Origin of the sequence: Desulfofalx alkaliphila DSM 12257 (assembly GCF_000711975.1) — a bacterium.
Taxonomy (GTDB): Bacteria; Bacillota; Desulfotomaculia; order Desulfotomaculales; family Desulfohalotomaculaceae; genus Desulfofalx; species Desulfofalx alkaliphila.
Window position 1 is genome coordinate 122,569 of sequence record NZ_KL544001.1, and the last position, 24,151, is coordinate 146,719.

Annotated in this window: 29 protein-coding genes; 28 read left to right on the forward strand and 1 reads right to left on the reverse strand. The window is 49.0% G+C overall.

Annotated features, from left to right (window positions below; translation table 11 throughout):
* Positions 1-21 precede the first annotated feature (21 nt).
* Genes fliS through BR02_RS0113875 form a run of 5 tightly spaced genes read left to right on the forward strand, consistent with a single transcriptional unit; the run spans position 22 to position 3,634 of the window.
* Positions 22-414 carry a flagellar export chaperone FliS gene (fliS, locus tag BR02_RS0113855; protein WP_031518062.1) on the forward strand — a complete coding sequence of 131 codons (393 nt, stop codon included), beginning with the start codon at positions 22-24 and terminating at the stop codon, positions 412-414.
* On the forward strand, positions 415-888 hold the full coding sequence (gene flgN / locus BR02_RS0113860; RefSeq protein WP_031518064.1) for a flagellar export chaperone FlgN: 474 nt from the start codon (positions 415-417) through the stop codon (positions 886-888). It abuts the gene before it with no gap.
* Between the two features lie 13 nt (positions 889-901).
* A complete protein-coding gene (locus BR02_RS14980) occupies positions 902-1,276 on the forward strand; it encodes a flagellar protein FlaG (RefSeq protein WP_051688344.1) in 375 nt (124 codons plus the stop codon).
* Positions 1,277-1,326: 50 nt separating this feature from the next.
* On the forward strand, positions 1,327-2,214 hold the full coding sequence (locus tag BR02_RS0113870; protein ID WP_051688345.1) for a PstS family phosphate ABC transporter substrate-binding protein: 888 nt from the start codon (positions 1,327-1,329) through the stop codon (positions 2,212-2,214).
* Positions 2,198-3,634 (forward strand): RsiV family protein, encoded by a 1,437-nt coding sequence (locus BR02_RS0113875; protein ID WP_031518070.1) that lies wholly within the window; start codon positions 2,198-2,200, stop codon positions 3,632-3,634. Before BR02_RS0113870 ends, BR02_RS0113875 begins: the two co-directional genes overlap by 17 nt.
* Positions 3,635-3,657: 23 nt before the next feature.
* On the opposite strand, the gene BR02_RS14985 is transcribed toward BR02_RS0113875, so the two are convergent.
* Positions 3,658-4,878, reverse strand: coding sequence for a DUF2225 domain-containing protein (locus tag BR02_RS14985; RefSeq protein ID WP_051688346.1), 1,221 nt, complete (start codon positions 4,876-4,878; stop codon positions 3,658-3,660).
* 193 nt (positions 4,879-5,071) lie between these two features.
* Here BR02_RS14985 and BR02_RS0113885 point away from each other — a divergent pair, with 193 nt between their 5' ends.
* From BR02_RS0113885 to BR02_RS0114000, 23 genes are all read left to right on the forward strand, one after another.
* On the forward strand, positions 5,072-6,208 hold the full coding sequence (locus BR02_RS0113885) for a DegT/DnrJ/EryC1/StrS family aminotransferase (RefSeq protein ID WP_051688347.1): 1,137 nt from the start codon (positions 5,072-5,074) through the stop codon (positions 6,206-6,208).
* Positions 6,209-6,364: 156 nt separating this feature from the next.
* A complete protein-coding gene (gene flgB, locus BR02_RS0113890) occupies positions 6,365-6,772 on the forward strand; it encodes a flagellar basal body rod protein FlgB (protein ID WP_238442480.1) in 408 nt (135 codons plus the stop codon).
* Between the two features lie 7 nt (positions 6,773-6,779).
* A complete protein-coding gene (gene flgC, locus BR02_RS0113895; protein ID WP_031518078.1) occupies positions 6,780-7,223 on the forward strand; it encodes a flagellar basal body rod protein FlgC in 444 nt (147 codons plus the stop codon).
* 12 nt (positions 7,224-7,235) lie between these two features.
* Positions 7,236-7,532, forward strand: coding sequence for a flagellar hook-basal body complex protein FliE (gene fliE, locus BR02_RS0113900; protein ID WP_031518080.1), 297 nt, complete (start codon positions 7,236-7,238; stop codon positions 7,530-7,532).
* 31 nt (positions 7,533-7,563) lie between these two features.
* Positions 7,564-9,087: a flagellar basal-body MS-ring/collar protein FliF gene (gene fliF / locus BR02_RS0113905; RefSeq protein WP_031518082.1), complete on the forward strand. Its 1,524-nt coding sequence runs from the start codon at positions 7,564-7,566 to the stop codon at positions 9,085-9,087.
* Between the two features lie 6 nt (positions 9,088-9,093).
* Positions 9,094-10,101, forward strand: coding sequence for a flagellar motor switch protein FliG (gene fliG / locus BR02_RS0113910; RefSeq protein WP_031518084.1), 1,008 nt, complete (start codon positions 9,094-9,096; stop codon positions 10,099-10,101).
* Entirely contained in the window at positions 10,094-10,795 is a 702-nt protein-coding gene (locus BR02_RS0113915; RefSeq protein ID WP_031518085.1) for a FliH/SctL family protein, read from the forward strand. Before fliG ends, BR02_RS0113915 begins: the two co-directional genes overlap by 8 nt.
* A 23-nt stretch (positions 10,796-10,818) precedes the next feature.
* The gene (fliI, locus tag BR02_RS0113920; protein ID WP_031518086.1) at positions 10,819-12,150 is read left to right on the forward strand and encodes a flagellar protein export ATPase FliI; all 1,332 of its coding nucleotides are present in this window, start codon (positions 10,819-10,821) and stop codon (positions 12,148-12,150) included.
* Positions 12,150-12,587 (forward strand): flagellar export protein FliJ, encoded by a 438-nt coding sequence (gene fliJ / locus BR02_RS0113925; protein WP_031518088.1) that lies wholly within the window; start codon positions 12,150-12,152, stop codon positions 12,585-12,587. Before fliI ends, fliJ begins: the two co-directional genes overlap by 1 nt.
* A gap of 40 nt (positions 12,588-12,627) precedes the next feature.
* Complete coding sequence (locus BR02_RS0113930; protein WP_031518090.1) at positions 12,628-13,953, forward strand: flagellar hook-length control protein FliK; 1,326 nt, start codon at positions 12,628-12,630, stop codon at positions 13,951-13,953.
* A 25-nt stretch (positions 13,954-13,978) separates the two neighbouring features.
* Complete coding sequence (locus tag BR02_RS0113935; RefSeq protein ID WP_031518092.1) at positions 13,979-14,461, forward strand: flagellar hook capping FlgD N-terminal domain-containing protein; 483 nt, start codon at positions 13,979-13,981, stop codon at positions 14,459-14,461.
* The gene (locus tag BR02_RS0113940; protein WP_031518094.1) at positions 14,454-14,846 is read left to right on the forward strand and encodes a TIGR02530 family flagellar biosynthesis protein; all 393 of its coding nucleotides are present in this window, start codon (positions 14,454-14,456) and stop codon (positions 14,844-14,846) included. Before BR02_RS0113935 ends, BR02_RS0113940 begins: the two co-directional genes overlap by 8 nt.
* An 82-nt stretch (positions 14,847-14,928) precedes the next feature.
* Positions 14,929-15,795 (forward strand): flagellar hook-basal body protein, encoded by an 867-nt coding sequence (locus BR02_RS0113945; RefSeq protein WP_031518095.1) that lies wholly within the window; start codon positions 14,929-14,931, stop codon positions 15,793-15,795.
* Positions 15,796-15,824: 29 nt separating this feature from the next.
* On the forward strand, positions 15,825-16,286 hold the full coding sequence (locus BR02_RS0113950; RefSeq protein WP_051688348.1) for a flagellar basal body-associated FliL family protein: 462 nt from the start codon (positions 15,825-15,827) through the stop codon (positions 16,284-16,286).
* A 127-nt stretch (positions 16,287-16,413) separates the two neighbouring features.
* Positions 16,414-16,683, forward strand: coding sequence for a flagellar motor switch protein FliN (gene fliN / locus BR02_RS14590; RefSeq protein ID WP_051688349.1), 270 nt, complete (start codon positions 16,414-16,416; stop codon positions 16,681-16,683).
* 20 nt (positions 16,684-16,703) lie between these two features.
* Positions 16,704-17,084, forward strand: a complete 381-nt coding sequence (locus BR02_RS0113965) for a FliO/MopB family protein (RefSeq protein ID WP_051688350.1) — start codon at positions 16,704-16,706, stop codon at positions 17,082-17,084.
* 19 nt (positions 17,085-17,103) lie between these two features.
* Positions 17,104-17,823: a flagellar type III secretion system pore protein FliP gene (gene fliP, locus BR02_RS0113970; RefSeq protein WP_051688355.1), complete on the forward strand. Its 720-nt coding sequence runs from the start codon at positions 17,104-17,106 to the stop codon at positions 17,821-17,823.
* Between the two features lie 32 nt (positions 17,824-17,855).
* Positions 17,856-18,125: a flagellar biosynthesis protein FliQ gene (gene fliQ, locus BR02_RS0113975; protein ID WP_031518104.1), complete on the forward strand. Its 270-nt coding sequence runs from the start codon at positions 17,856-17,858 to the stop codon at positions 18,123-18,125.
* 13 nt (positions 18,126-18,138) lie between these two features.
* Positions 18,139-18,909, forward strand: coding sequence for a flagellar biosynthetic protein FliR (gene fliR / locus BR02_RS0113980; protein ID WP_238442481.1), 771 nt, complete (start codon positions 18,139-18,141; stop codon positions 18,907-18,909).
* Positions 18,909-19,976: a flagellar biosynthesis protein FlhB gene (flhB, locus tag BR02_RS0113985; RefSeq protein ID WP_031518108.1), complete on the forward strand. Its 1,068-nt coding sequence runs from the start codon at positions 18,909-18,911 to the stop codon at positions 19,974-19,976. The genes fliR and flhB overlap by 1 nt, the downstream gene beginning before the upstream one ends.
* A 37-nt stretch (positions 19,977-20,013) precedes the next feature.
* On the forward strand, positions 20,014-22,083 hold the full coding sequence (flhA, locus tag BR02_RS0113990) for a flagellar biosynthesis protein FlhA (RefSeq protein WP_031518110.1): 2,070 nt from the start codon (positions 20,014-20,016) through the stop codon (positions 22,081-22,083).
* Entirely contained in the window at positions 22,083-23,315 is a 1,233-nt protein-coding gene (gene flhF / locus BR02_RS0113995; protein ID WP_031518112.1) for a flagellar biosynthesis GTPase FlhF, read from the forward strand. Before flhA ends, flhF begins: the two co-directional genes overlap by 1 nt.
* A complete protein-coding gene (locus tag BR02_RS0114000; RefSeq protein WP_051688351.1) occupies positions 23,296-24,150 on the forward strand; it encodes a MinD/ParA family protein in 855 nt (284 codons plus the stop codon). Before flhF ends, BR02_RS0114000 begins: the two co-directional genes overlap by 20 nt.
* The last annotated feature ends 1 nt before the right edge of the window (position 24,151 follow it).

Consider the following 24,151-nt stretch of genomic DNA (forward strand, 5'->3'; position numbering starts at 1 on the left):
TTAGATGGGAGGTATAAATAAATGCAGGCACCAAATCCTTATGCCCAGTACCAGCAAAATGCAGTAAACAGTGCTGATCCGGGCCAGCTGACCCTGATGCTCTACAACGGAGCCCTAAAGTTTAATAAACAGGCCATGGTTCAGTTGGAAGCAAAAAACATCGAGCAGACCAACTACTATATTCAGCGGGTACAGGACATTATCACCGAGCTGATGGTCTCATTGAACCAGGAATATGAAATATCTAAAAACCTCTTAAGCCTCTATGACTACATCAATCGCCGGCTGGTAGATGCCAACGTAAAAAAGGATATGGCAATATTAGAAGAGGTACAGGGTATGCTGGAAGAATTGCGCAACACCTGGGCGGAAGCCTTAAAACAGGTAAAAATAAGCCGGGCTGTGGGCACTTAAATGACGGTACAAAGTTTATTGGCAAAACTTCTGGAACTGATCAAGCAGAAGGAAAAGTTAATGGCAGAAATACTGCAGCTGAGCAATAAAATGGCCGGCAACATAGAAGACTGGGAAGAATTTAACCGGCTTTTAAATGTCAGACAGCAGTATATTGAAAAAATAGACCAGTTGGACCGGCAGATGCAAAGGCTGCAGCAAATGATTAAAGACCAGGCCGGGGTGGGTGACTGGCCGGGGTTGAAAAAGCTGCACCCCCAAAGGGCAAGTGCCATCGAGGCTGTGCAGAGCAACATTGGCCAAATGGCCTTAAAGGCCAAAGAACTTACCGACCAGGCCGGCCGGCTGGCCAAGCAGAGGATGAATGAGCTGAAGCAAAAGATGCAGAATATGCAGGCAAGCAAGGCCGGAATGGCAGCCTACAGGAAAAAGGGTGCCCAGCATGACGGTTACTTTATAGATAAGAAGAAATAGTGGGGAAGTGAGTATGATGAAGGTACAAAGTTTAGACCCCTTGGTGCAAACCCATCGGTTAGATAATCGGGTACATAGCCAAGCCGGCGCCGACAATCGTTGGGAAAAGGCCTATTTTGAAAAGGAACAAGAGAGAGAAAGAACAAATGAACGGGAGCATTTCAGCCGGGATGTTTTGGAAAAGGCTGTTGAACAGGCCAATGAAACCATGCTTATATATAACAGAGGATTAAGCTTTCAGCTTCACGAAGAGAGCGGCCAGTGGATGGTCTCGGTTATCAACAAGGACACCGATGAGGTGATAAGGGAGATACCGCCGGAATGGCTCCTGGACATGGTGGCTCATTTTAAAGACATGGTTGGTATAATGGTGGATGAAATTGTGTAAAAGGGAGTGCAGTCACTTTCTTTTATTTTTCTGACGGTGGGGGGGATACCATGAAGAGGCGTGTTATTATAACAACTGCCGCTCTTATTATCATGTTATTTGCCGCTTTACTTAGCGGATGTCAAAAAACAAGCCAGGAACCCAGCTTTACCTTGGATAACTACCCCAAGGTAGACGGTTCCACGGTTACCATTCCTCTGTCTGAGGCCGTTGCCGCAAGGCTTACGGCACTTAGCCCGGAAGAAGTTAGGCCACATATCCTGCATAATAAAACCCATCAGGCCTATGTCAACCTGATCAATAAAGAGGCAGATCTTATTTTTGTGACCGGCCCTTCGGAAGAAGAACTGGCTCTGGCTGAAGAAAAGGGAGTTGGCTTGGAGCTCATACCCATTGTCAGCGAAGCCTTTGTATTCTTAACCCATGCCCATAATCCGGTTCAGGGCTTAAGCCTGGATGAAATCAGGCGTATTTACACCGGGGATATAACCAACTGGTCCCAGGTGGGGGGCCCCGACCTGCCCATTGTGGCTTACCAGCGGCCGGTTAATTCCGGCAGCCAAACGGGTTTTTTGGACTTGGTGCTGCAGGGGCTTACCCCCATGGAAGCTCCAACTGAAAGAATAGTGGCCGATATGGGAGGCCTGATCGATGCGGTTGCCGCCTATGAAAACGGTCCCCATGCCCTGGGTTATTCCTACTACTATTTTGTTGTGGACATGTGGGGCAATGAAAATGTCAAGTTATTAGAAATTAACGGGGTTTATCCCGACCGGGAAACCATCCGCACCGGGGACTACCCTGTTACAACCGCCTATTATGCCGTTATAAGGGACGATGAACCGGAGGGGAGCCCGGCAAGGCAAGTGATTGCCTGGATATTGTCGGAAGAGGGGCAAAGGCTGGCCGAGGAGACCGGTTATGTTAAGATCAAGTAGTCAATTGGTAAGCACCCTTTTACTGGCCTTAATTTTTCTGGTGGGCTGCGGTGCCGGAGGGGAGAAGCCTGACCAGGGGAGAAAGGCAATTTATGCCCCTGTGGAGGTCCACCATGTTGTGGAAAACCCCCTTGAAATTATTGATATAAGGGTATCTGAGGATGAAAACCAGAGCTGGACTTATTTTCAAATCAGCGGTTTGCGCGATCAAGGGGTGGAGGATAAGGTCAACGGGGCTATTGAGTCCCTCTTTAAGAAGATGGTTCCCTATGCCACAGGGGAGAAGCTGCTGCCCTATCGGGGGGCGGAGTCTGCCCTCCAAGGGAGCAGGGAAGTGCTTGACGGTGTAATATGGGTAATGCCGCAATTTAACTGCAACAATGTCCTTTCTGTCATGGCTTATGTGATGGTGACCTACGACAACCCCAACCCTGGGCCGGATCATTTCCTTGCCCTTGAAAGCTTAAATTTCGATCTTAATACCGGTGAAACTTTTTCAATAACCGATGTATTTACCGATGATGCAGACGGCCTCGGGATTGCCAATGAAGCCATAGCCGATGAGATTAAGCGCAGAAACACTGCCTCTGATATTTACAGCGACTTTGCTTTGGCGGCCCCATTTAAGGGTATTGGCCGGGATCAAAAGTTTTACCTGGCCTATGACGGCCTTAGAATTGTCATTGATTATAATAACCCTGAGTTTGATGTGGGTTTTTCTTATATTGAGGTGGCGGTGCCCTTTTATGGCCCCGACGGATATATGGCCATTACCGAACGTTTTTATGATAAGGACCGGTCTATTTTTGTTAATGAGCATGTCACCAAACGGTTTTTAGAGGACAATTACAGAAATTTCAGCTCTGAAAGGGATTCTTACCGGGAGAACGGTGCAGAGTGGATCATATACCTGGCCCGCCCCAAAGATTTGCCGGAAGGATTTAATGAGCCAGTGGATGCCTTGCGGCTTGACAGGGGAGGAAGGGCGGCCTTTTCAGAGCGGGGCTTGGCTGTATCCCTTGTGGAGCAAAATATTTATGTCCACCGTATTGGGCCCTATGTAAACATTAGCAGTTACCTGCATATCATTACCGATGCCAATGAAAGCCTGTGGGAGGAAACCTATTGTACTTATACTGAAGCCGGCAAGCCACTGGAGATAAAAGACTTGTTTGTAGATGGCTATGATTACCATGGTTTAATCAATGACACTGTCCAGGGGGTCCTTAAAGAATATGGTCCAGCCCGGGACCTTGACATTGAAGTTTTACCGGAGGACTGGACCTTTAAACTGGATGAGACAGGTATTTCTTTTATTACCAAACCCTATGAGTGGTCTTTTAACAGTAAGCATCCCCTTAGCTTCCATATTTCTTATGGGGAGATTGGCTATGATAATTTAAAAGCATTCGTGGATTAGTAAAGGCGGATAACCCTATCCGCCTATTTTGTTTCCTTTTTCATTTTTTCGCGTATATCCTGCCACTGATCCCGGGCCTTGTTAACTATTGCCGGGTAGGTGTGGTGCTGCGGATGCATTACCAGGCGGCTAAACCACTGAATTGAGTTTTTGGGGTCCCCCAGCCGGTTATATAGTTCACCGATTACATACATCATTTGCAGTTCATTTTTACTGTCAAAGGATTCGCGGGAGAAAGCTTCCTGGTAGTTTTCCAAAGCCGGTTTTAGGTGCTGCTGTTCCTGGGCAGGGTCCTCTTGATAGCGGTACAGCCAGGCCAGGCGCAGGTGAAGTCGGGCCAGCACCGATTTTTTACTGCCGCAGGCAGTCTGGCATTTTATGGCCCGCAGATAGCATTCTTTGGCCATGTTGAGGTCGCGCACCGTGCAAAAATCTTTTTTGGGCAGGGCAGCCAGCAATTTCTCAACTTCCCCCTGGGCCACTGGGTTGAGCGCCTCATTGGCATCTTCAAGGTAGGCATAATTGCACTTGGGGCAGACAATAACCTCGTAGTAGAGCGGGTTGATGCCGATGTAGTGATTGCAAAAATCGCTGTCTGTTTTCTCAATGTTAATATACCTGGACAAGACCCGGGGGGTGGTGAACCTGTGCTCGCACAGGGGGCACTCTTGTTTATGGTCGTAAAGCATTTTAGCCATTTCGGCCGCCTGCTGTTCAGTAAAGGCAAAGTCACCGCTGATAAGATCTGCGGGGATATTTATCAAATCCGGTGTATCCTCTTCTAAGTCTGCCGGCTGACTGACAATTAATTCAGCTAGCTTGAGGTATAAATGTCTGAGGTGTTCAGCCATTATCTTCATGAAGTTATAGGCCACGTTGTTGTTTTGCTGGTCCAAGACCATAAAAACATCGATGGGTATGGTAAAGAGTATTGTTTTGTCATGGGCCCTGGCGGTCACCGGCTGGCTGCCGGCACCGTTAAATAAATTTAACTCACCGAAGAAATCTCCGGCCTCTAAAACTTCCAATTCCACTTCCTTATCCCGGTGCTGTTTAAGTATAGTTACGCTGCCCATGGCAATTATATATAGGTGTTCGGATTTATCACCTTCCCTAAAAACCTCCCTTTGTTGCGGAAAACTCAATAGGTCGGTGTAGTCAGCAATGGTTTTCAGTGTAAATTCAGGAAAATCCTTAAACAGCCTTGACCGTTTTAAAATTTGCATGCGTACATTGGTTTCCATATCATACTCCTCAACTGTTAAATATTGTCGAAAAATATCCTAATAATATATATATCGGACGCTATGATTCAAACCTATAGACTAAAGTGCCAATTTAATTAGATTTTGTAAAAAAACATTGATACAAATAGCGAAATACTGTTTTGTTCTAGTAGAATGTGTTATTATGTAGAATCGAGGAAGGTGAAATCAAGTGTTTACCCAAAAAGACAAAGAATCTCTATTAATGCTGCTTGATGGCGGTAAAATACATATGGGAGAGCAAGTGAAAATTTTTGAGGAGGCCTTTGCCCGGCATATGGGGGTTAAAAATGCAGTGGCTGTTTCCAGCGGAGCAGGGGGCATGCACATAGCGCTTTTGGCTGCCGCAGTGGGCCCCAAGGAAGAGGTAATTGTGCCCCCCTTGGCACCGGTGGCTGGCCCCAATGCTGTTTTTTATCAGGGAGCGGTGAATATCTTTGCCGATGTGGATGCCGCAACCGGCAACGTGGATCCTAAGGATGTGCTGGCTAGAATTAACTCCGGCACCAAGGCGATAATCTTGCATCACTACGGCGGACAACCCTGTGATTTACAGCCGGTGCTGGATGAATTAAAAGATAAGGATGTGCCGGTGATAGTTGATGCCACCCACAGCATTGGGGCCAGCTATCATCAACAGTCGGTGGCCGGGCTGGGTGATATGGTGGTCTTTGACTTTGGCCCGGGCAACCAGATTTATACCGGCGAGGGCGGCATGATCACCACCAACAGTGATGAGTTGGCCCAATGGCTGCGGATGTTTAGGGATGAGGGCTTTGTGAGGGAAAAACACCTTTTGAGCAAGGATGAAGGCCCCTGGCACAATGAAATGCAAGACCTGGGCTACCCTTACCGCATTACCGATTTACAGGCTGTTTTGGGCTTATCCCAGTTGGAGCGGTTAGACGAGACGGTGGCCAGACGGGAGGAAATAGCCAAAAGATATAACGAAGCCTTTGGCTCAATGGAAGAGGTGGAGGTGCCGGAGGAAGTGCCCGGCGTTAAATCTGCCTGGGGTTTTTACCCCCTGCTGCTAAAGGAAGAAAAATTGATTGCTAACCGCCCGCGGCTCTTTGTGCAATTGAAGATGCAGGGTATAGAGGTGCAGGTAAAGCACTACCCGGTCTTTTTACACCCCTATTACCTGTGGGCGGGACACCCCGATGTGTGTACGCTGGAGGGCAGCCGGGCCCCCAAGGCTGAAGAATTTTACCAAAGGGTTATACTGCTACCCATCAATCAAACCATCTCCGATGAAGAAGTGTCGAATATTATTGCGAAGACAAAGGGCATTTTAACTGCCTTTTAATTTTATCTTGACAAATTTTTTTAGCTTTTATCAAATTCTTACATTTTTATGCAGGGTAATAAACTTTTATTGTTGAATAATAAACGTGGGTCATTAGGAAATTTATAAGATTAGGAAATTTATAAATTTTTTGTCACAACCAAAGGGGGTGTTAGCTTGTTTTTTGTCAACAATCCGACAGTGATGGCACTTAAAAAAGACCTGGATGTGGGTATGCTCAGGCAGCGGGTTATTGCTGACAATGTGGCTAATGTAAATACACCGGGCTTTAAAAAATCTCATGTATCCTTTGAAGAGCAGTTTAAAACAGCCTTAGGCAGACGGCGGCTTGCCCTGCGCACCTCCCACCCTCTGCACCTGGGCGGGGTGAAGCACCCGGCACAGGCGGAGGCAAAAACAGTGCAGGTGACTAACACAGCCTCCCAGCCCGATGGCAATAACGTTAACATAGATGAGGAAATGGTGAATTTGGCGGCAAACCAGATGAAATATCAGACATCTACCCAGGCCTTAGACGGCTATTATTCGCTAGTCAGTCATATAATATCCAGTTCCAGGAGGTAGATAGATAATGGCATTGTTTGATTCTTTTGCGATCAGTGCTTCAGGTATGTCGGCCGAAAGGCTGCGCCTTGATGTTATTTCCAACAACCTAGCCAACATTAACACCGCCGGCCGCACCGATGACCCTAACTTGGCGCCCTACCGGCGGCAGGTGCCCCTGTTTGCCCAGCAGCTGCAAAGGGTGATGAATAAAAATAACATCCCTGTGGGTTATAAGGGTGCAGGGGTAAAGGTGGCGGGTATTGTTCAAGACCCCAATCCGCCCCGCCTTGTTTATGAACCCGACCATCCCTATGCTGACGAAGAGGGCTATGTGGCCTATCCCAATATTAACGTATTAAATGAGATGGTGGATATGATCACTGCCTCAAGGGCCTATGAGGCCAATGTAACAGCCTTAAATGCAGCCAAGGGAATGGCAATGAAAGCCCTGGAAATAGGGCGCGGTTAGGAGGAAGCATAGATGAAGATACAACCATTGTCGCAACCGCTGATGGCAGGCGGTCAGGTACAGGCCTCAGCAAATAAAAATGAAAGCGGCGTTTCCTTTGGCGACCTGCTTAAGGATGCTGTCAATAACTTAAACGATATACAGGTAAAGTCAGATGATATGAAACTTAAGTTTATTACCGGTGAGGTACAGGATGTTCACCAGGTAACCATAGCAATGACTGAAGCAAAGGTGGCAATGCATTTAGCAGTGGAAGTGCGCAATAAATTATTGGAAGCTTATCAAGAAGTATCACGCATGCCATTGTAAACAACTAACCTTTTAGTGGGGAGTGTTACTTTTGAACCTGCGAGACCTGCCGGCCAAGGCGAAGGAACGGTGGCTAAATTTTACCCAAACACAGAAAATAGCAACTGTGCTGTTAAGTCTTGGTATTGTGGTATGCCTTTTCTATTCTATTGTTTTTTTAGTGCAACCAAAATATGCCCCCCTCTTCACAGACCTTGAAATACAAGAAGCCGGACAAATAACGGAAAACTTAAAAGCAATGAATGTTAAATATAAAACCGCTGACCAAGGCCGTACCATTTTGGTGCCGGAGTCTGACGTTTACGAGCTGCGCATGCAGTTGGCCAGCGACGGTGTACTGCCGGGCGGCGGCCAGGGTTTTGAGTTGTTTGATCAAACAAAACTGGCCCAAACTGACTTTGAGCAGCAGGTTGTTTTTCAGCGGGCTCTGCAGGAAGAGTTGCGCCGCACCATCGTTTCCCTTGAGGCGGTGGATCAGGCCCGGGTACATTTAGTGCTGCCCACCAAAAGTGTATTTATAGAGGAAGAGGGTACAGCCTCTGCCTCGGTGGTACTAAAATTAAAACCCCTGGCCAAACTACAGCCGTCCCAGGTACAGGGTATAAGCGACTTGCTCATTGGCAGTGTGGAAGGCCTTTTACCTGAGAATTTACATATCATTGACACCAATGGCAATGTGCTCAATGATTTTATCAAGACGCCTTCAGATCCAAGTCAGATGGCCGGCAGTGTTATTCAGCAGCAGCAACAACTGCGGGAAGAATTTGAAAAGCGTTTAGAACAGAGGTTAAAACAGTTCTTAACACCGGTTTACGGGCCGGGAAAAACGGTGGCCATGGTAACGGTGGATTTAGATTTCAGCAAGGTTCAAACCACCCGCACCGAGGTGCTGCCCGGTCAGCCAATCAGTGAGCAAACGGAAAGTTCCAGCGGCAGCAACACCGGCTACGGAAGTCCGGTGGGCACCACCTCGCAAATGCCGGGAAGCGACTACCCCATTGTGGGTGGCGGTGAGGGTGAGTACGAACATGAATCCGCCATCACCAACTACGAAACCGGCCAAGAAGTTATAGTGGTGGATCAGCCGCCGGGAGCCATCAGGCGGATCTCAACCTCAGTGATTGTGGACAGCAATGTGGGCCCCGTGGATCAAGAGGCCATTCAGCAAATAGTGTCCACCGCCATTGGCTTTGAGCCTGCGCGGGGGGACGACATTATAGTACAAACGATGCCCTTTGACACCTCTGCCCAGGATGCCTTTGCCGCCGAAGGTGATGAGCCGGAAGAACTTCCGCTCTATACTATAATCGGCATTGCTGCGGCAATCTTAATACTTTTATTGGTTCTGCTAGCATATTTTATTCGCCGACGCAGGGCAAGGCAGCAGCAGTTGGAGGAGGAAATGCCTGTGCCGGTGGCGGCGGTGGGTGATGACACTGAAGAAGAAGTTTCCCTGGAGCCGCTGGTGCCTGATCCCAAAACCAGGGCAAAGGATTTGGCCAAGAAGAATCCCGATGAGGTGGCCCAGGTATTAAAACTTTGGTTGAAGGAGTAGTAGCTTATGGCTCAAAAGATGACAGGTGAACAAAAGGCAGCTGTTCTTTTAATGAGTTTGGGAGCCGACTTATCTTCAAAGGTGTTAAAGCATGGTTTTGACGATGAAGAAATAGAACGCATTACCACCGCCATAACTGATATGGACAGGATATCCAGTGAGGATACCAATGTGGTGCTGGAGGAATTTTTCAACCTGCAGCGGGCCAGGAATTATGTTTTAAGCGGCGGCTTGGATTATGCAAAACAATTATTGGAAAAAACGGTGGGGCCGGTTAAGTCTGTGGAAATATTGGACAAAATTAGCCAGAGTATGCGCCAGGTGCCCTTCCAGGCCCTGCGCAAGGCCGACCCCAAGCAGTTAATCAGTTTTATCCGTGATGAACATCCTCAAACACTGGCCTTTATTGTGGCTCACCTTAAGCCCGATCAGGCGGCCATAGTGCTGTCTGAGTTGGATGCCCCCATCCAGGCCGATGTTTCCCGCCGGGTGGCAATGCTGGATCGGGCTTCCCCCGATGTGGCAAAAGAAGTGGAAAAGGTGCTGGAGCGCAAGATGTCAACGGTGGTGGCCACCGAAGACGCTGTGGCCGGTGGCGTAAAGAGTTTAGTAAATATACTGAACAGGGTAGACCGATCCACTGAAAAAAGTATCTTTGAGCACCTGGAAAAAAACGATCCAAACTTGGCCGAAGAAGTTCGCCGCATGATGTTCATTTTCGAGGACATTGTCAAGCTGCATGACGTGTCTATTCAAAAGGTACTGCGGGAAGTGGATACAAAGGATTTGGCCCTTGCCATGCGCGGTGCCAACCAAGATGTTAACAATCGAATCTTTAAGAACATGTCTAAGCGGGCTTCTGAAATGCTCAGAGAAGAAATTGACTACATGGGCCCGGTGCGCTTAAGGGATGTGGAACAGGCCCAACAGAAAATTGTTAATGTGATCCGAAGACTGGAGGAAAGTGGCGAAATCGTCATTTCCCGTGGTGGGGAGGATACCTTGATTGTCTAGGATAATAAAGGGTGCCACAGTGGCAGATACCCCAATAGTACTGCCCTTGAAACAAAAACTGCCCATGGAAAAAAAGCGCAAAAAAACCTCAACCCCTGAGGATGAGGCCAGGGAGCTCTTGGCCGAGGCCAATGCCCAGGCTGAGCAGATTATCCAAGCCGCTGAGCGGCAGGGGGCAGCAATAGTGGATAAGGCCAAGGCAGAGGCTGAAGAATTAAAGCATAAGGCCCAGCAGCAAGGCTACCAGGAGGGCATGGAAAAGGCCTATGCCGAAGGCGACGAGATCCGCCGGCAGGCCCGGCAGGTGCTGGAGCAGGCCGAAGAGGTGCGGCGCCAAACCCTGGAAGCCATGGAGCAGGAAATTATCTCCTTGGCGGTGGACATTGCCGAAAAGTTTATATCCACCCAGCTGCGTTTAGAAAGGGAAATTATTGTGGAAACTGCCCGGGAATCCATTAAGCTGGTGAAGGATCGCCGGCAGATAACAATTTACGTCAATCCCCAAGAAATAGATATTTATTTAGCTGCAAAAGAGCAGTTGCAGCAAATGCTTGGCGAGGAAGCAAAACTAAATATCATTGCCGACGCCGAAATAAAACCGGGTGGATGCCTGGTTAACACAGAGCAGGGAATAGTGGATGCCACCGCTGACTCCCGCTGGCAGTCGGTGTTAAAGGCTATCTATCCTACCTAAGGCGGTGAAATACTCAGTTGGCTATGGTAATTGATTTACAACCCATCCGCCGACGCCTGCAAAGGGCTGAACCAATAAAATTGCACGGTCAAGTTACCCGGGTGGTGGGCTTGACAATAGAGGTGCTGGGCATTACTGCCAGTATCGGTGAGGTGTGCGAAATTTTGGTGCCCGGTGAGGAACAGCCGGTCTATGCCGAGGTGGTGGGCTTTAAAGAAAATCAATCGCTCTTGATGCCGCTGGGTGAGCTGCGGGGAATTTACCCGGGCAGTTCGGTGCTGCCCACCGGTAAATCATTAACCCTGCCCATGGGCGACCACCTGCTGGGACAGGTCTTGGACGGTCTGGGACAACCCATAGAGCTGCCCCAGGACGGCAGCTTTGACCCTGACCTCGGTGAACTTTATCCGGTGGACAACCTGCCCCCCAACCCCCTGCAGAGAAAGCGCATAAGCAGTGTGCTGCCCACGGGGGTGCGGGCCATAGATGCCCTGCTTACCTGTGGCTGCGGCCAGCGCATTGGCATTTTTGCCGGCAGCGGTGTGGGCAAAAGTACCCTGCTGGGTATGATTGCCAAGCACGGCAGTGCCGATGTGAATGTCATTGGGCTCATCGGCGAACGGGGCCGGGAGGTACTTGACTTCATCGAAACAGATTTGGGGCCTGAAGGGCTCGCCAAATCTGTGGTGGTGGCAGCCACCTCTGACCAGCCGGCCCTGGTGCGCCTCAAGGGTGCCTTTGTGGCCACTGCCATTGCCGAGTACTTCCGCGACCAAGGCAAAGATGTGATGCTGTTAATGGATTCTGTGACCCGCTTTGCCATGGCCCAGCGGGAAGTGGGCCTGGCGGTGGGCGAACCGCCGGCCACCAGAGGCTATACCCCTTCGGTCTTTGCCCTGCTGCCTAAACTGCTGGAGCGTTCGGGCATGGGCTTAAAGGGCTCCATCACTGCCTTTTACACCGTGCTGGTGGACGGTGACGACATGAATGAACCCATAGCCGATGCGGTGCGGGGGATACTGGACGGCCACATTGTGCTGAGCCGCCGCTTGGCCGCCAAAAACCACTACCCGGCCATAGATGTTTTACAAAGTGTAAGTCGCATTATGCCTGACCTGGCAGAGCCGCTGCATATGGAGAATGCAGGCCAGGTGAGGGATCTGTTGGCCACCTACCGGGAATCGGAGGACTTAATTAATATCGGTGCCTATGTGTCCGGTTCTAACCCCAAAATTGACCTGGCCATTTCAAAAAACCGGCAGATCATTGATTTTTTAAAACAAAGCCCCGACGAGTACAGCCAGTACAGCGAAACAATAGAGAGTCTCAACCAAATTGTTGCGGGGGGTAGCTGATGAAAAAATTCCAATTTCGCCTTGAACCGGTGCTGCAGCTGCGCTGCCAAAAGGAAAAGGAGGCCCTGCTGCAGCAGAGTAGGGCTGACACCCTCTACCGGGAAAGGCTAAAGGCCTTGAAAGAAACTGAAAACACACTGAATAATTCGCTAAAGCCGTTACCCAACAATCCGGTGGGTGAACTGCACCGCATCTTATATCAGGATCATTTAAGGATGAAAATGGTCCAGCAGACCCATCAGGTGCATTTGGCCCAACAAAAGGTGGAGGAGGCCCGGCAGGTTTCCAGGGTGGCCAGACAGGAGCGGATGGTGCTGGAAAAATTAAAGGAAAAGCAGCTACAAGAACACCTGGACTACACCCGCATGCTGGAAACCAAGATAATAGATGAGCTGGGCACCGGTATGTATTACCGCAAACATCACACCAACCGGTGATGTCTTATGGCCATTACTACAGAAGGGAGGTGAATTTAAGGTGATAGCGACGGTGGGAAATTTATTAAAGCAGGATTTGGTAAAAACAAATTCCCAAACATTATCTTCCCAATCTTCCGAAGAAAACCGGGACTTTTTGGCGGCACTGTTTGATGTTTTGAACTCCGGCCACCAAGGGGACCCTTTAGGAAGCCTGCCCCTTCAGCCGGCTGATATTTCAGAGGACAAGCCAGAAGATGATTTAGAAGGTGCTCCGGGCTATAATTTAGGAGACAAATTAGGTGTTAATCCGAAAGACGGCTTAGAAGAAAAAGGCTTAGATGCCGGAGAAATAAAGGAAGAAGAAGCCAATAACTTACCTTCCCCCCTGCAGCACCCGGTACAGGAATCCAATATGGTACAGAAATCCAATGAGCACGACTTTACCAACCGGCTGCAGAATAAATCTGACTGGCACTGGGCAAGGTTTTTAACGGCGGTGCCCAATCAAGTTAAGGACTTGCCGGCGGGGGACAGGCCCCAAAATCTTGAACAGGCGCTGCCGGACTTAGAAAGGCTGCCGACGGCGGTGAAAAATGAAAACAGTGGCGGGGAGCTTTCCCAGGTTAAACAAGGTCAAGGTTTCTTTAAGGAAGAGGGCCTAATGCTGCAAAGCCAGGCCGACCCCAGTCACCAGAAGGTGTTAAGGCCGGTAGCCGGGCAGCAGGAAAAGGGTGAATTACTTGATAAGCCGGCAACGGTCAGCCAGCAATTGAGCAAGGGCTTTGGCCAAAGGCCGGTGGAAAATGCTGCCGGCACACAGTTTAAGGAAGCAAATATGCCTGCCAACAATCAAGGGGCCCAGCAAAATATCAAGGTAGAGGGCCCGGAGGGGCAAAACTTTTCCAATCTAGTGCAAAACCCGACCACAGGCGGCCCGGCAAAGGCGGGTAGCCCATTAAATTTAGAAAATATGACATCACGCTTGCTGGAAATTGTGAAAGAAATGTACACCAGGCAGCAGCCCAGCGGCACAACGGTGCGTTTGAAGCTGGAGCCCCAGCATCTGGGCGAGGTGACGGTGCGCCTTACCTACAGCAGGGGTGAGATCAACGCCCAGTTTTATGCCACCACTGCCCACGGCAAAGAAGCGCTGGAAAATGCACTGCCCCAGTTAAGGGAAACCCTTTTTAGCCAGCAGGTTAAGCTCAACGAAGCCAATGTCTTTTACGGTCAAGCGGACAGCTGGGCCGGTAAACAGGGCCGGTATGGCGGCAGGGGGGCACAGCCGGGCAAGGGCTATGGGTTCGCAGCCTCTGAAAAAATAGGGGCAGTGGATGTGAACCATAATCAAAGCATAGACGACGGCTTGAATTTACTAATTTAACTGAGAAGAGAAGGGAGGCGTGCCGGTGGAAGTAAAGGCAACCAATTCAGACCTCTATTGGAAGGATAAACCCAGGGAACCCAAACAAATACTGGATAAGGATGCCTTCTTGCTGATTATGATTGAGCAGCTTAAAAACCAGGATCCCACGTCACCAATGGATTCTGATAAATTTATCAGCCAAATGGCCCAGTTTACCACCCTGGAGCAGATGACTAACCTTAACTCACAGTTTGCCGACATGGGCGAGAAGATTGCTGACATGGGTGCCCACCTGGCTTCACTGGCCCATATGCAGCAGTTAAACCAGGGTTCGCTCTTAATTGGCTATCAGGTATCCCTGATGGATGGGGGTAATGAGGTAAGGGGTATAGTGGAAAAGGCTTTAATGTCAGATCAGGGCGTGCAAGTGGTGATAGCCGGAAGGGCCTATGACATAAATAAAATAAGGTCAGTGGAGGCCCCAATCTGGGAGCCGGAGCAGGGGGGAGAAGAAGAGGGTGAGTAAAATTAATTGGCTTGCCCAACCGCAGCCCATAAAACCATCACCGCAAAATCAACCCCGAAAAACTGCAAAGGCACCGGTAATGGGACGCCCCTTTGCTGAAATACTGCAGGCTGAGACTAACAGGCAGCAGGCGGTAAAATTGTCGGCCCATGCCGAAAGGAGATTGCTGGAGCGCAATATAATACTGGGTGCCGAAGATATGGCAAAAATAAACAGGGCCGTGAAGCAGGCCGAAAACAAAGGCGCCAAGGAATCCCTCTTAATTTACGGGGATTTAGCCTTGATAACCAGCGTGAAAAATAAAACGGTGGTGACGGCCATGGACGGCCAAAGCCTAAAGGACCATGTTTTTACCAACATTGACAGTGCAGTAATAATAAAATAAGAAATAAGCGGCCGGCCCGAAAGGAGGCTGCTAAACCGCCGACCGACTGAAGCGGTTTACTAAAAGGAGGGCAAATAAGAATATGCTGCGTTCATTGTATTCAGGTGTTGCCGGCCTAGGGGCACACCGCACCAGAATGGATGTTATTGGCAACAACATTGCCAACGTTAATACCACCGCCTTTAAAAACTCCAGGGCGAACTTTGAGGATGTGCTCTACCAAAAAATCAGCTCCGGCGGCAACAGTAAAAACGCTGCCTTTGTGGGCACCGGGGTAAACGTTGCCGGTATCAGCACCGACTTTACCCAAGGGGCCCTGCAAAACACCGGGCGGACCTTGGATTTGGCTATTCAGGGTGAAGGGTTTTTTGTGGTAAGCAATGACGGTACTGTTACTGACGGAGCAGCCTTTGATCCTACCCAGAGAAGGGTTAATTTTACCCGGGACGGTGTGTTTTTTATTGATAAGGATGGCTTTTTGGTAAATTCCAACGGTTATAAGGTGCTGGCCGATGCAGGTACTAATCAAACCAGGGCAATACAAATAGACCTTGAAGACAGCAGCGGTAACCCGTTAACAGTGGAGACAATTAATATTAGCCCAGATGGTCAAATAACCGGGACTTATACAAACGGTGCGCCGCTTACCTTCGATGGAGTTGCAGGTAACTCCGTTCAGTTGTCCATTGCCACCTTTGCCAACAACGAAGGCCTTGATAAGGTGGGCAACAACCTCTTTGCAGAGGCAGCCAGTATATCCGGTGATGCCGTCTATGGCGTAGCCAGTGGCGAAACCTCCATTGCCTCCGGCTATCTGGAAATGTCAAACGTAGACCTTTCAAATGAGTTTGTCAATATAATTACCACCCAGCGTGGTTTTCAAGCCAACGCCAGGACCATTACGGTATCAGACAGTATTTTGGAAGAACTGATTAACTTGAAGCGTTAATCAATTAAATTAATACAAGGGTGAGGTAAATGGTTAAAGAATCCAATGAACAAAAAAAATCGCGTTTTTCCACCAGAAATATTATTATAGCGCTGTTGGCACTAAACATGTTGATTGCCGGTTCCGCAGTGGGATACTTTATGTTTATGAATCCCATGGCCAATGCTGAGTCCAGACCAACCAAGATGGCAACCTTTGAATTGGGTGAAATGCTTGTAAATTTGGCTGACCCCAGCGGTTTACACTACCTGCGCTTCACGGCGGTGCTGGAGTACCCGGAGAGTGAAAAGGGATTATCCAACGAGCTGAGCACTAAAAAGCATATTTTAAAACATAATGTTATAACACTGCTGCGCCAAAAGAGGCTGGCCGATGTTCAGCACCCGGAAAGCGTGGAAAATGTTCAACAAGAGGTAACGGAGACCATTAACCAACTACTGGAAAATGGCCAATTAAGCAGGGTTTACTTTACCGAATACCTCACCCAGTAGGTGATAACAATGATGACACAGGCAGAAATACAAGCTTTTATGGAAAAAATGCATCAAACAGGGGAAAAGGGGGGGCCCACCATAAAGCCGGTGGCCTTCCCCCCCCATCCAGCCCCCGGGGCAGGGCATGGCCATCAAAGCCACCTTAAATCACTTTGAAGACGTGATGATGGAAATATGTGTGGAACTGGGGCAGGCTAAAATTAAAGTTAAGGAACTGTTAAACCTGGAAGTGGGTTCGGTAATAGAGCTGAACAAGTCGGCCGGCGATAATGCCGATGTTTATTTAAACAATAAACCCTTTGCCAGGGGCGAGGTGCTGGTTCTAAATGACTTTTTTGCCGTGCGCTTAAACAGCATCACCCGGTCGGGCAAGGCCGTTGGTAGTAAGAAATAAAAGAGGGTAAATTACATCATATGGATGATAAAGATATTTTATTTGCATTTATAAGGACCTTAATAGCGCTGCCTTTGGTAGTACTTTTGGCCTACTTAGTTATTAAGTACGGCTTGGCTCGGCGGGGCATGGTGCAGCGGGGGCCCGGGGGCCGGCGCATGAGGGTGCTGGAACAAATTCCCCTGGGGGCAAAGGCGATGATCAGCTTGGTTGAGCTGGGAGGCAGGTACTATCTTTTTTCACATTCTGAAACAGAGATAAAACTGCTAAAGGAGTTTGACTCGCTGCCCGGGGTAATAGATGAAAGTGGCGGGTTTGTGGAGAACATACCAGACTTTCGCCAGATCCTAAAGGGCAAATTTGGCAAAGGCACCGGAGGAGATAGCGGCGGTGAGAATTAAAGCACTATTCATTATTTTAATGGCAGCATTGGTATTGATGCCTAGCCATGCCGGGGCTCAACCCCTGCCCGGGATTAATTTAACCATTCAACCAACTGACGATCCTGAGCAGGTTGTTGACACCGTAAAACTGCTCTTGTTATTAACTTTGTTGTCTTTGATCCCGGCCTTTTTGATGATGCTGACGTCCTTCACGCGCATTATTGTGGTGCTGGCTTTTTTAAGGCAGGGTTTGGGAACACAGCACAACCCCCCTAACCAGGTGATAATCGGCTTAGCCTTGTTTTTAACGGTCTTTATTATGATGCCAGTATTTACCCAGATAAACGACCAGGCCTTGCAGCCCTTTTTGGCCAATGAAATTAACCAGGAGCAGGCCGCAGAGCTGGCCGCACAGCCCCTGAAAGACTTTATGAGCAAGCAAACCCGGGAAAAGGATTTGGAGTTGTTTGTAAACCTTTCAGCAATGGAGAGGCCCAATAACATTGACGATGTACCCCTTTCGGTGCTGGTGCCGGCCTTTATAATCAGTGAATTAAAAACCGCCTTTTTAATTGGCTTTTTAATATTTGTGCCCTTTTTGGTTATCGATATGGTGGTGGCCAGCACCCTGATGTCCATGGGTATGTTTATGCTGCCCCCCATTATGATTTCACTGCCTTTTAAAATTCTCCTCTTTGTGATGGTGGACGGCTGGTATTTAGTGGTGAAATCTTTGGTGGAGAGTTTTAGATTTTGACGCCTGGCAGTTGTGCAGGAGGAGGTTAAATAATGTCACAAACAGAGGCCATTTATGTGGCTCGGGAAGCGTTGATGATGGTGGTAATACTGGCTGCCCCCGGTCTGTTGATGGCGATGTTTGTCGGTTTATGTGTGGGTATCTTTCAAGCCACAACGCAAATTCAAGAACAAACCTTGGCCTTTGTGCCTAAGTTATTGGCGGTTTTTATTACCTTGATTATTCTTGCCGGCTGGCTGATGACTGTGGCCACCGGGTTTACCATGAAACTTTACTCCATGATACCGAACATTATGCGTTAGAGGTGGGAACACTTTGTTGCCAGACCTGTCTGTTCTGCCGGTTTTTATGCTGGTGTTTACCCGCTGTACCGGCTTTTTGGTGGCCAGCCCCCTGTTTATAATTCCAGGCATACCCCCCTTGGTGAAGGCCGGTTTTGCCTTTGTTCTTTCACTGATTATTTTTCCCACGGTCTCCCCAACGGAGGTTGACATTGCGGGCGGACTGCTGGGTTTTGGGCTGATGGTACTCAGCGAGGCAGCGGTGGGCCTGGCCATGGGGCTTATTTGCACAATTATATTTAACGCCTTTCGCATTGCCGGGCAAATGATAGACTTTCAAATTGGTTTTGCCATGTCGCAAATGATGGATCCTGGCAGTGGGCAAATGACCACGCTGCTGGGCAGGTTTTTGTTTTATGTCACCTTGGCTGTGATGTTAACCATGGATGGGCACCACGGCTTGATTTGGGGGCTGGTCAACAGTTATCAAACCTTGCCCCTTACGGCGGCTGAAATGAGCGGCGGGGTGACTTTGTTTGTTATCCGGGTGTTTGCAGACACCGTTACCATGGCCCTGAAGGTGGCCATTCCGGTGATAGCGGCCCTGTTAATGACAGACATGGCCCTAGGGATAATGGGTAGAACTGCCCCGCAAATGAACGTCTTTATGTTGGGTTTCCCCTTTAAAATGATGTTCGGTTTGGTATCCCTTGCCATTTTATTACCTTTAATCGGTGCGGTTTTTGCCACCGTCATTGATCAAATGCATAGGGATTTACTATTACTGGTGAAAGGGTTGTCTTAATGTCTCGCCCAGCGCAGGAAAAAACAGAAAAGGCAACGCCAAAGAAGCTGGCCGATGCCCGGCGGAAGGGTCAGGTGCCTAAGAGTGCAGATTTTAACGCTGCCATGTGTCTTTTGGCAGGGGTGCTGTATTTTTTTCTGGCCCGGGCGATAATTGGCCAGCAGGCCCAAGAAAAGTTGAGCCACTACTTTTTTAATTACATTTCCGCTCCCCCAAACCCGGAGCGCCTAATAGACATATTGACCGGTGCGGTATATGGCACTTTTGTTTTATTGGCTCCCCTGTATTTGCTGCTGGTGGTGATAGCAACATTTAGCAATGTTGCCCAGTTTGGTTTTTTGTTTGCCCCCAAGGCCATTAAACCAAAGGTGTCAAAACTAAACCCCATCGAGGGAGTAAAAAAGATATTTAGCGGCCGTACCCTCTTTGAGCTGGCAAAGTCCATATTGAAAATTACCCTGGTGGGCAGTGTGGTATTTGTGGTGGCCAAGGGCCAGTACACCCAGATGTTAAAGTTATTTTACGGCCCCCCCGGCTACCTGTTTAATAAAATGATAGAGGCCCTGCTGCTGATTTTGTTTTGGGGCGGCTTAACCTATTTGGTTATTGGCATTATTGATTTAATCTACCAGCGCTATGCCTTTCAAAAGCAAATGCGCATGACTAAGCAAGAGGTTAAGGATGAGCACAAGCAAACCGACGGCGACCCGCAAATTAAGTCCTGGATTAAGAGAAGGCAACGGGAGCTGTTGATGAATGCGGTGCAAAAGGAAGTTCCGGAGGCCACTGTGGTGGTGACAAACCCCACACATTTTGCGGTGGCTTTGAAATATCAGCCTGAGGGCGACCAAAATGCCCCGGTGGTGGTGGCCAAGGGTGCCGATGCCATGGCTAGGAAGATTAAAGAAATAGCCTTGGAGCACGATGTGCCGGTGCAGGAAAACAAAGAGGTGGCCCAATTTTTATACTACCATGTGGAGATAGGCCAGGAGGTGCCGCCGGAGCTCTACCAGGCAGTGGCAGAGATTTTAGCCACCGTTTACCGCTTGGACCGCAATAAATTCTGATTTTAATTACACAGCTTAAGGGAATGTGATCATGGGTATGTCTTTAATGGAGCAGGCCGGTGAAAACCTGCGTAAACACAATGACATTATTATAGCGGGCTTGGTTATCGGCATTATCTTGCTGATTATCATACCATTGGGTGCAAACGCCTTGGATTTTTTACTGGTAATCAGCCTTACCTTGGGCATGGTGATATTGCTGATCACCATGTTTACAACGGAGCCCCTGCAGTTTTCCATATTTCCCAGTTTGCTCTTGGTGACCACCCTGTACCGGCTGGCCTTGAACATAGCTTCCACCCGCTTAATTTTGGGTGAAGCTGCGGCAGGCCAGGTTATCCATGCCTTTGGCACCTTTGTGGTGGGCAACAGCTATGTGGTGGGAGCGGTGGTCTTTGTCATTATTACCATCATCCAGTTTGTGGTTATCACCAGCGGTGCCGGCCGGGTTGCTGAAGTTGCCGCCCGTTTTACCCTGGATGCCATGCCCGGTAAGCAAATGAGTATTGATGCGGACCTTAACTCCGGTTTGATTACTGAAGATGAGGCCCGGGCCAGAAGGGAGAAGATACAGCGGGAGGCAGACTTCTTTGGGGCCATGGACGGTGCCAGCAAATTCGTCCGCGGCGATGCCATTGCCGGCATCATTATCATAGTGATTAATGTCATTGGTGGTTTTATCATCGGCATGGCCCAGCACGGCATGCCATTAAACGAGGCGGTGACCACCTACACCATGCTGTCCATTGGCGACGGCCTGGTACACCAGATACCGGCCCTGTTAATATCCACTGCCACCGGTATTTTAGTAACCAGATCCAAGTCCGACGACAGTTTTGGTAAGGACCTATCCAAACAGTTTTTAAATTATCCAAAAGTGCTGGCCCTGGCAGCGGGTATTCTGTTCGTACTGGCCCTGGTGCCAGCCATGCCCAACCTCTTGTTCTTTGCCCTTTCCGCCGGCCTGGGCTATTGTGCCTATGCGCTAAATAAAGAAAAGGAGCAGGAGATACTAAAAGAGCAGGAAATGTTGGCCCGCCAAACGCAGGAAGACAGAAGGCAGCCGGAGAATGTATTTAATTACTTTCAAGTTGATCCCTTGGAGGTGGAAATTGGCTACAACCTAATTTCCTTAACCGATGAAGGGCAGGGGGGAGACTTGCTGCAGCGCTTGGCGGCGGTGCGCCGTCAATGTGCCATTGAGATGGGTGTGGTGGTAAGGCCGATCCGGATTAGGGATAATATGCAGCTGCACCACAACAAATATGTGATTAAAATCCGCGGCTTGCCGGTGGCCGAAGGGGAACTGATGCCCGGCCATTACCTGGCCATGGATCCCCTGGGCCAGGACAGTGAGGTAAACGGCATAGCCACAAGGGAGCCCACCTTTAATTTACCGGCCTGGTGGGTTGATGAAACAGAGCGCGAACGGGTAGAGCTAAATGGGCTTACCGTTGTGGACTGCGGCACAGTGTTGGTTACCCATTTAACAGAAGTAATTAAAACCCATGCCCATGAATTGCTGGGTCGTCAAGAGGTTAAGGACCTGCTGGAAGTGGTAAAAGAAAGATCGCCGGCTGTGGTGGAGGAACTGGTGCCTGACCTGATGACCCTGGGAGAAGTGCAGAAGGTGATGCAGAACCTGTTAAAAGAAAACATACCCATCAAAGACCTGGTAACCATATTAGAAGCGCTGGCCGACGGGGCACGCTTAAACAAAGACCCTGACTATTTGACGGAACATGTGCGCCAGGCCATGGCCCGGACCATTAGCCAGATGTATGCGGGACCTGACAAAAAACTGCTGGTTATTACGCTGCATCCTAAGCTGGAACAAATGGTGGCCGATTCAATCCAGCAAACCCAGTTGGGCCAGTACCCGGTGATGGACCCGTCCCAGGCCAATTCCCTGCTGGAAAAGCTGCAGAGGTCAGTGGAAAAGGCGGCCATGACCGGCCAAAACCCGGTGCTCCTGTGCTCGCCCAGGGTAAGGCTACCCCTGCGGCGCTTGGTGGAACGCTATTTGCCTAACTTGGCCTTAATATCTTTAAATGAGGTGGCTGCCGGAGTGGATGTTGAAGCAGTGGGGACGGTGAATGCTGATTAATGATTATTAAAAAATATGTGGTTGATGAAATGCACCAGGCTGTGCAGAAGATTAAAGAGGATTTGGGAGCAGATGCCATTATTGTTAGCAGTCAGAAAGTTCCCGGCCAAGGGATTATGGGCTTTTTTAAGAAAAGACTGGAGGTCACGGCTGTTCTCGATGACAGTAAAGATGCTCTGCCCAGGGAACCGAAAAGGCTAAAGGAGCCTGAACAAGCGGAGATTCCGGAGGCGGCCACAAGTCCGGTGAGGCCGGAGCAAGACAGGCCCGACCAAGGGGCTGCCGGGGATGCCGGGTCGTCACCGCCCAGGGATTTTAAACCCTTGTTCAAAGCGGAAATTTTAAATAACCTGGAACAACAGGAAAAGGAGAGATTATTGGCTATGTTGGAGCAGCAGTTGGAACAAAAGGATAAGGTAGGCAGCAAAGACTTTACCCAACGATGGTTAACAGCTCTCACCGGCATCGATATAGATCACGGAATAGCCAAAAAATTGCTTGCAGGGCTGGAGCAAAGCCTTAAAGACGGCGTCGGAGATAAGGACGACCTGACCAAGATGGCACTGATTGGCAAGGCAACCCAACTGCTAAAACCGGCCTATAAGGGCATAGGTGATGCCAAGTATTTAGCTTTTATCGGCCCTCCGGGGGTAGGTAAAACCACAACGCTGGCTAAACTGGCCACCGGCTTTAAGTTGATGGAAGGGAAAAAGGTGGCACTGATTACTGTATACACTTACCGCTATGGCGCCAATGACTATCTTAAAGTTATCGGAAGTACCATTGATGCGCCGGTTGAGGTGGTGATGACCCCGGCCGAGCTGAGGCAGGCGGTGGAAAAACACGCAGATAAAGATTACATTTTAATTGACACGGTGGGCCGTTCATCTAAAAGAACCGGCCAGGTGCTGGAGTTAAAGGGGTTTTTAGAGGCCCTCAACGGCCCTAAAAATATATTTTTAGTGATGAGTGCTTCCACTAAAAACAGAGACCTGTACCGTATTGCAAAGGATTTTCAAATAGCCCAATACAACGGGTTTATATTCACTAAGGTGGATGAAACAGAAACCCTAGGGTCACTGCTTAATCTAGTGTCAAAAACCGGAATTCCGGTGCAGTACTATACTGACGGCCAGAGCATTCCTGACGATATTAAACAGGTACAGCCCAAGATGTTAGCACAGCTTATTCTCAGGAGTGTTGATGAACAATATGAGGAGCTCAATCTATAAAGCCGAAAACAATTTAATACACAGGCACTCGCGGGTAATTGCCATTACAAGCGGCAAAGGAGGGGTGGGAAAAACCAATATTACTGTAAACTTGGCCATGGCACTGTCTTCTGCAGGGTTTAAGGTGGTAATATTCGATGCAGACCTGGGGCTTTCTAACGCAGAGGTGCTGTTAGGGCTCAATCCCAGGCACACCGTTTACGACTTTTTATATTACGACGTGCCCCTGGAACAGGTGCTGACCGACGCCCCCAATAATGTAAAGATAATATCAGGGGGGTGTGGCCTTCTTGAATTGGCAAATTTAAGTTCAGAGGCTATCAAACATTTGCAGCGGTCGCTCACCGGCTTTGATTTAGATGCCGACTTTGTACTGGTGGATACCGGTGCAGGAATAAATAAAAGTGTATTGGCCTTTCTGGCCGCTGCCCAGGATGTATTGGTTGTTGTTACACCGGAACCCACCTCAATAACCGATGCCTATGGGCTGATTAAGGTGCTATACCGCTATAAGGTACACAGGGAAATTAATTTGCTAATTAACAAGGCAGTAAACGAGCAAGAGGCTGACTCCACTTTTCGCAAGTTACAATTAACTGCCCAGCGTTTTTTACCTGAATTAAATTTGCAATATATTGGATGGCTGCCAAATGATGATACCGTGGTGAAAGCGGTGAAGGATCAACGGCCCTTTGTGCTGTATTATCCGGACAGCAAACCCAGCAATGCTGTAAAGGCTGTGGCGGACCGACTGGCGGGTACAAAAGAAAATCTTCATAAAAAAAGCGGCGGCATAAGCAGTTTTTTTGGCCGTCTGACCCGATTGTTTAGTTAGA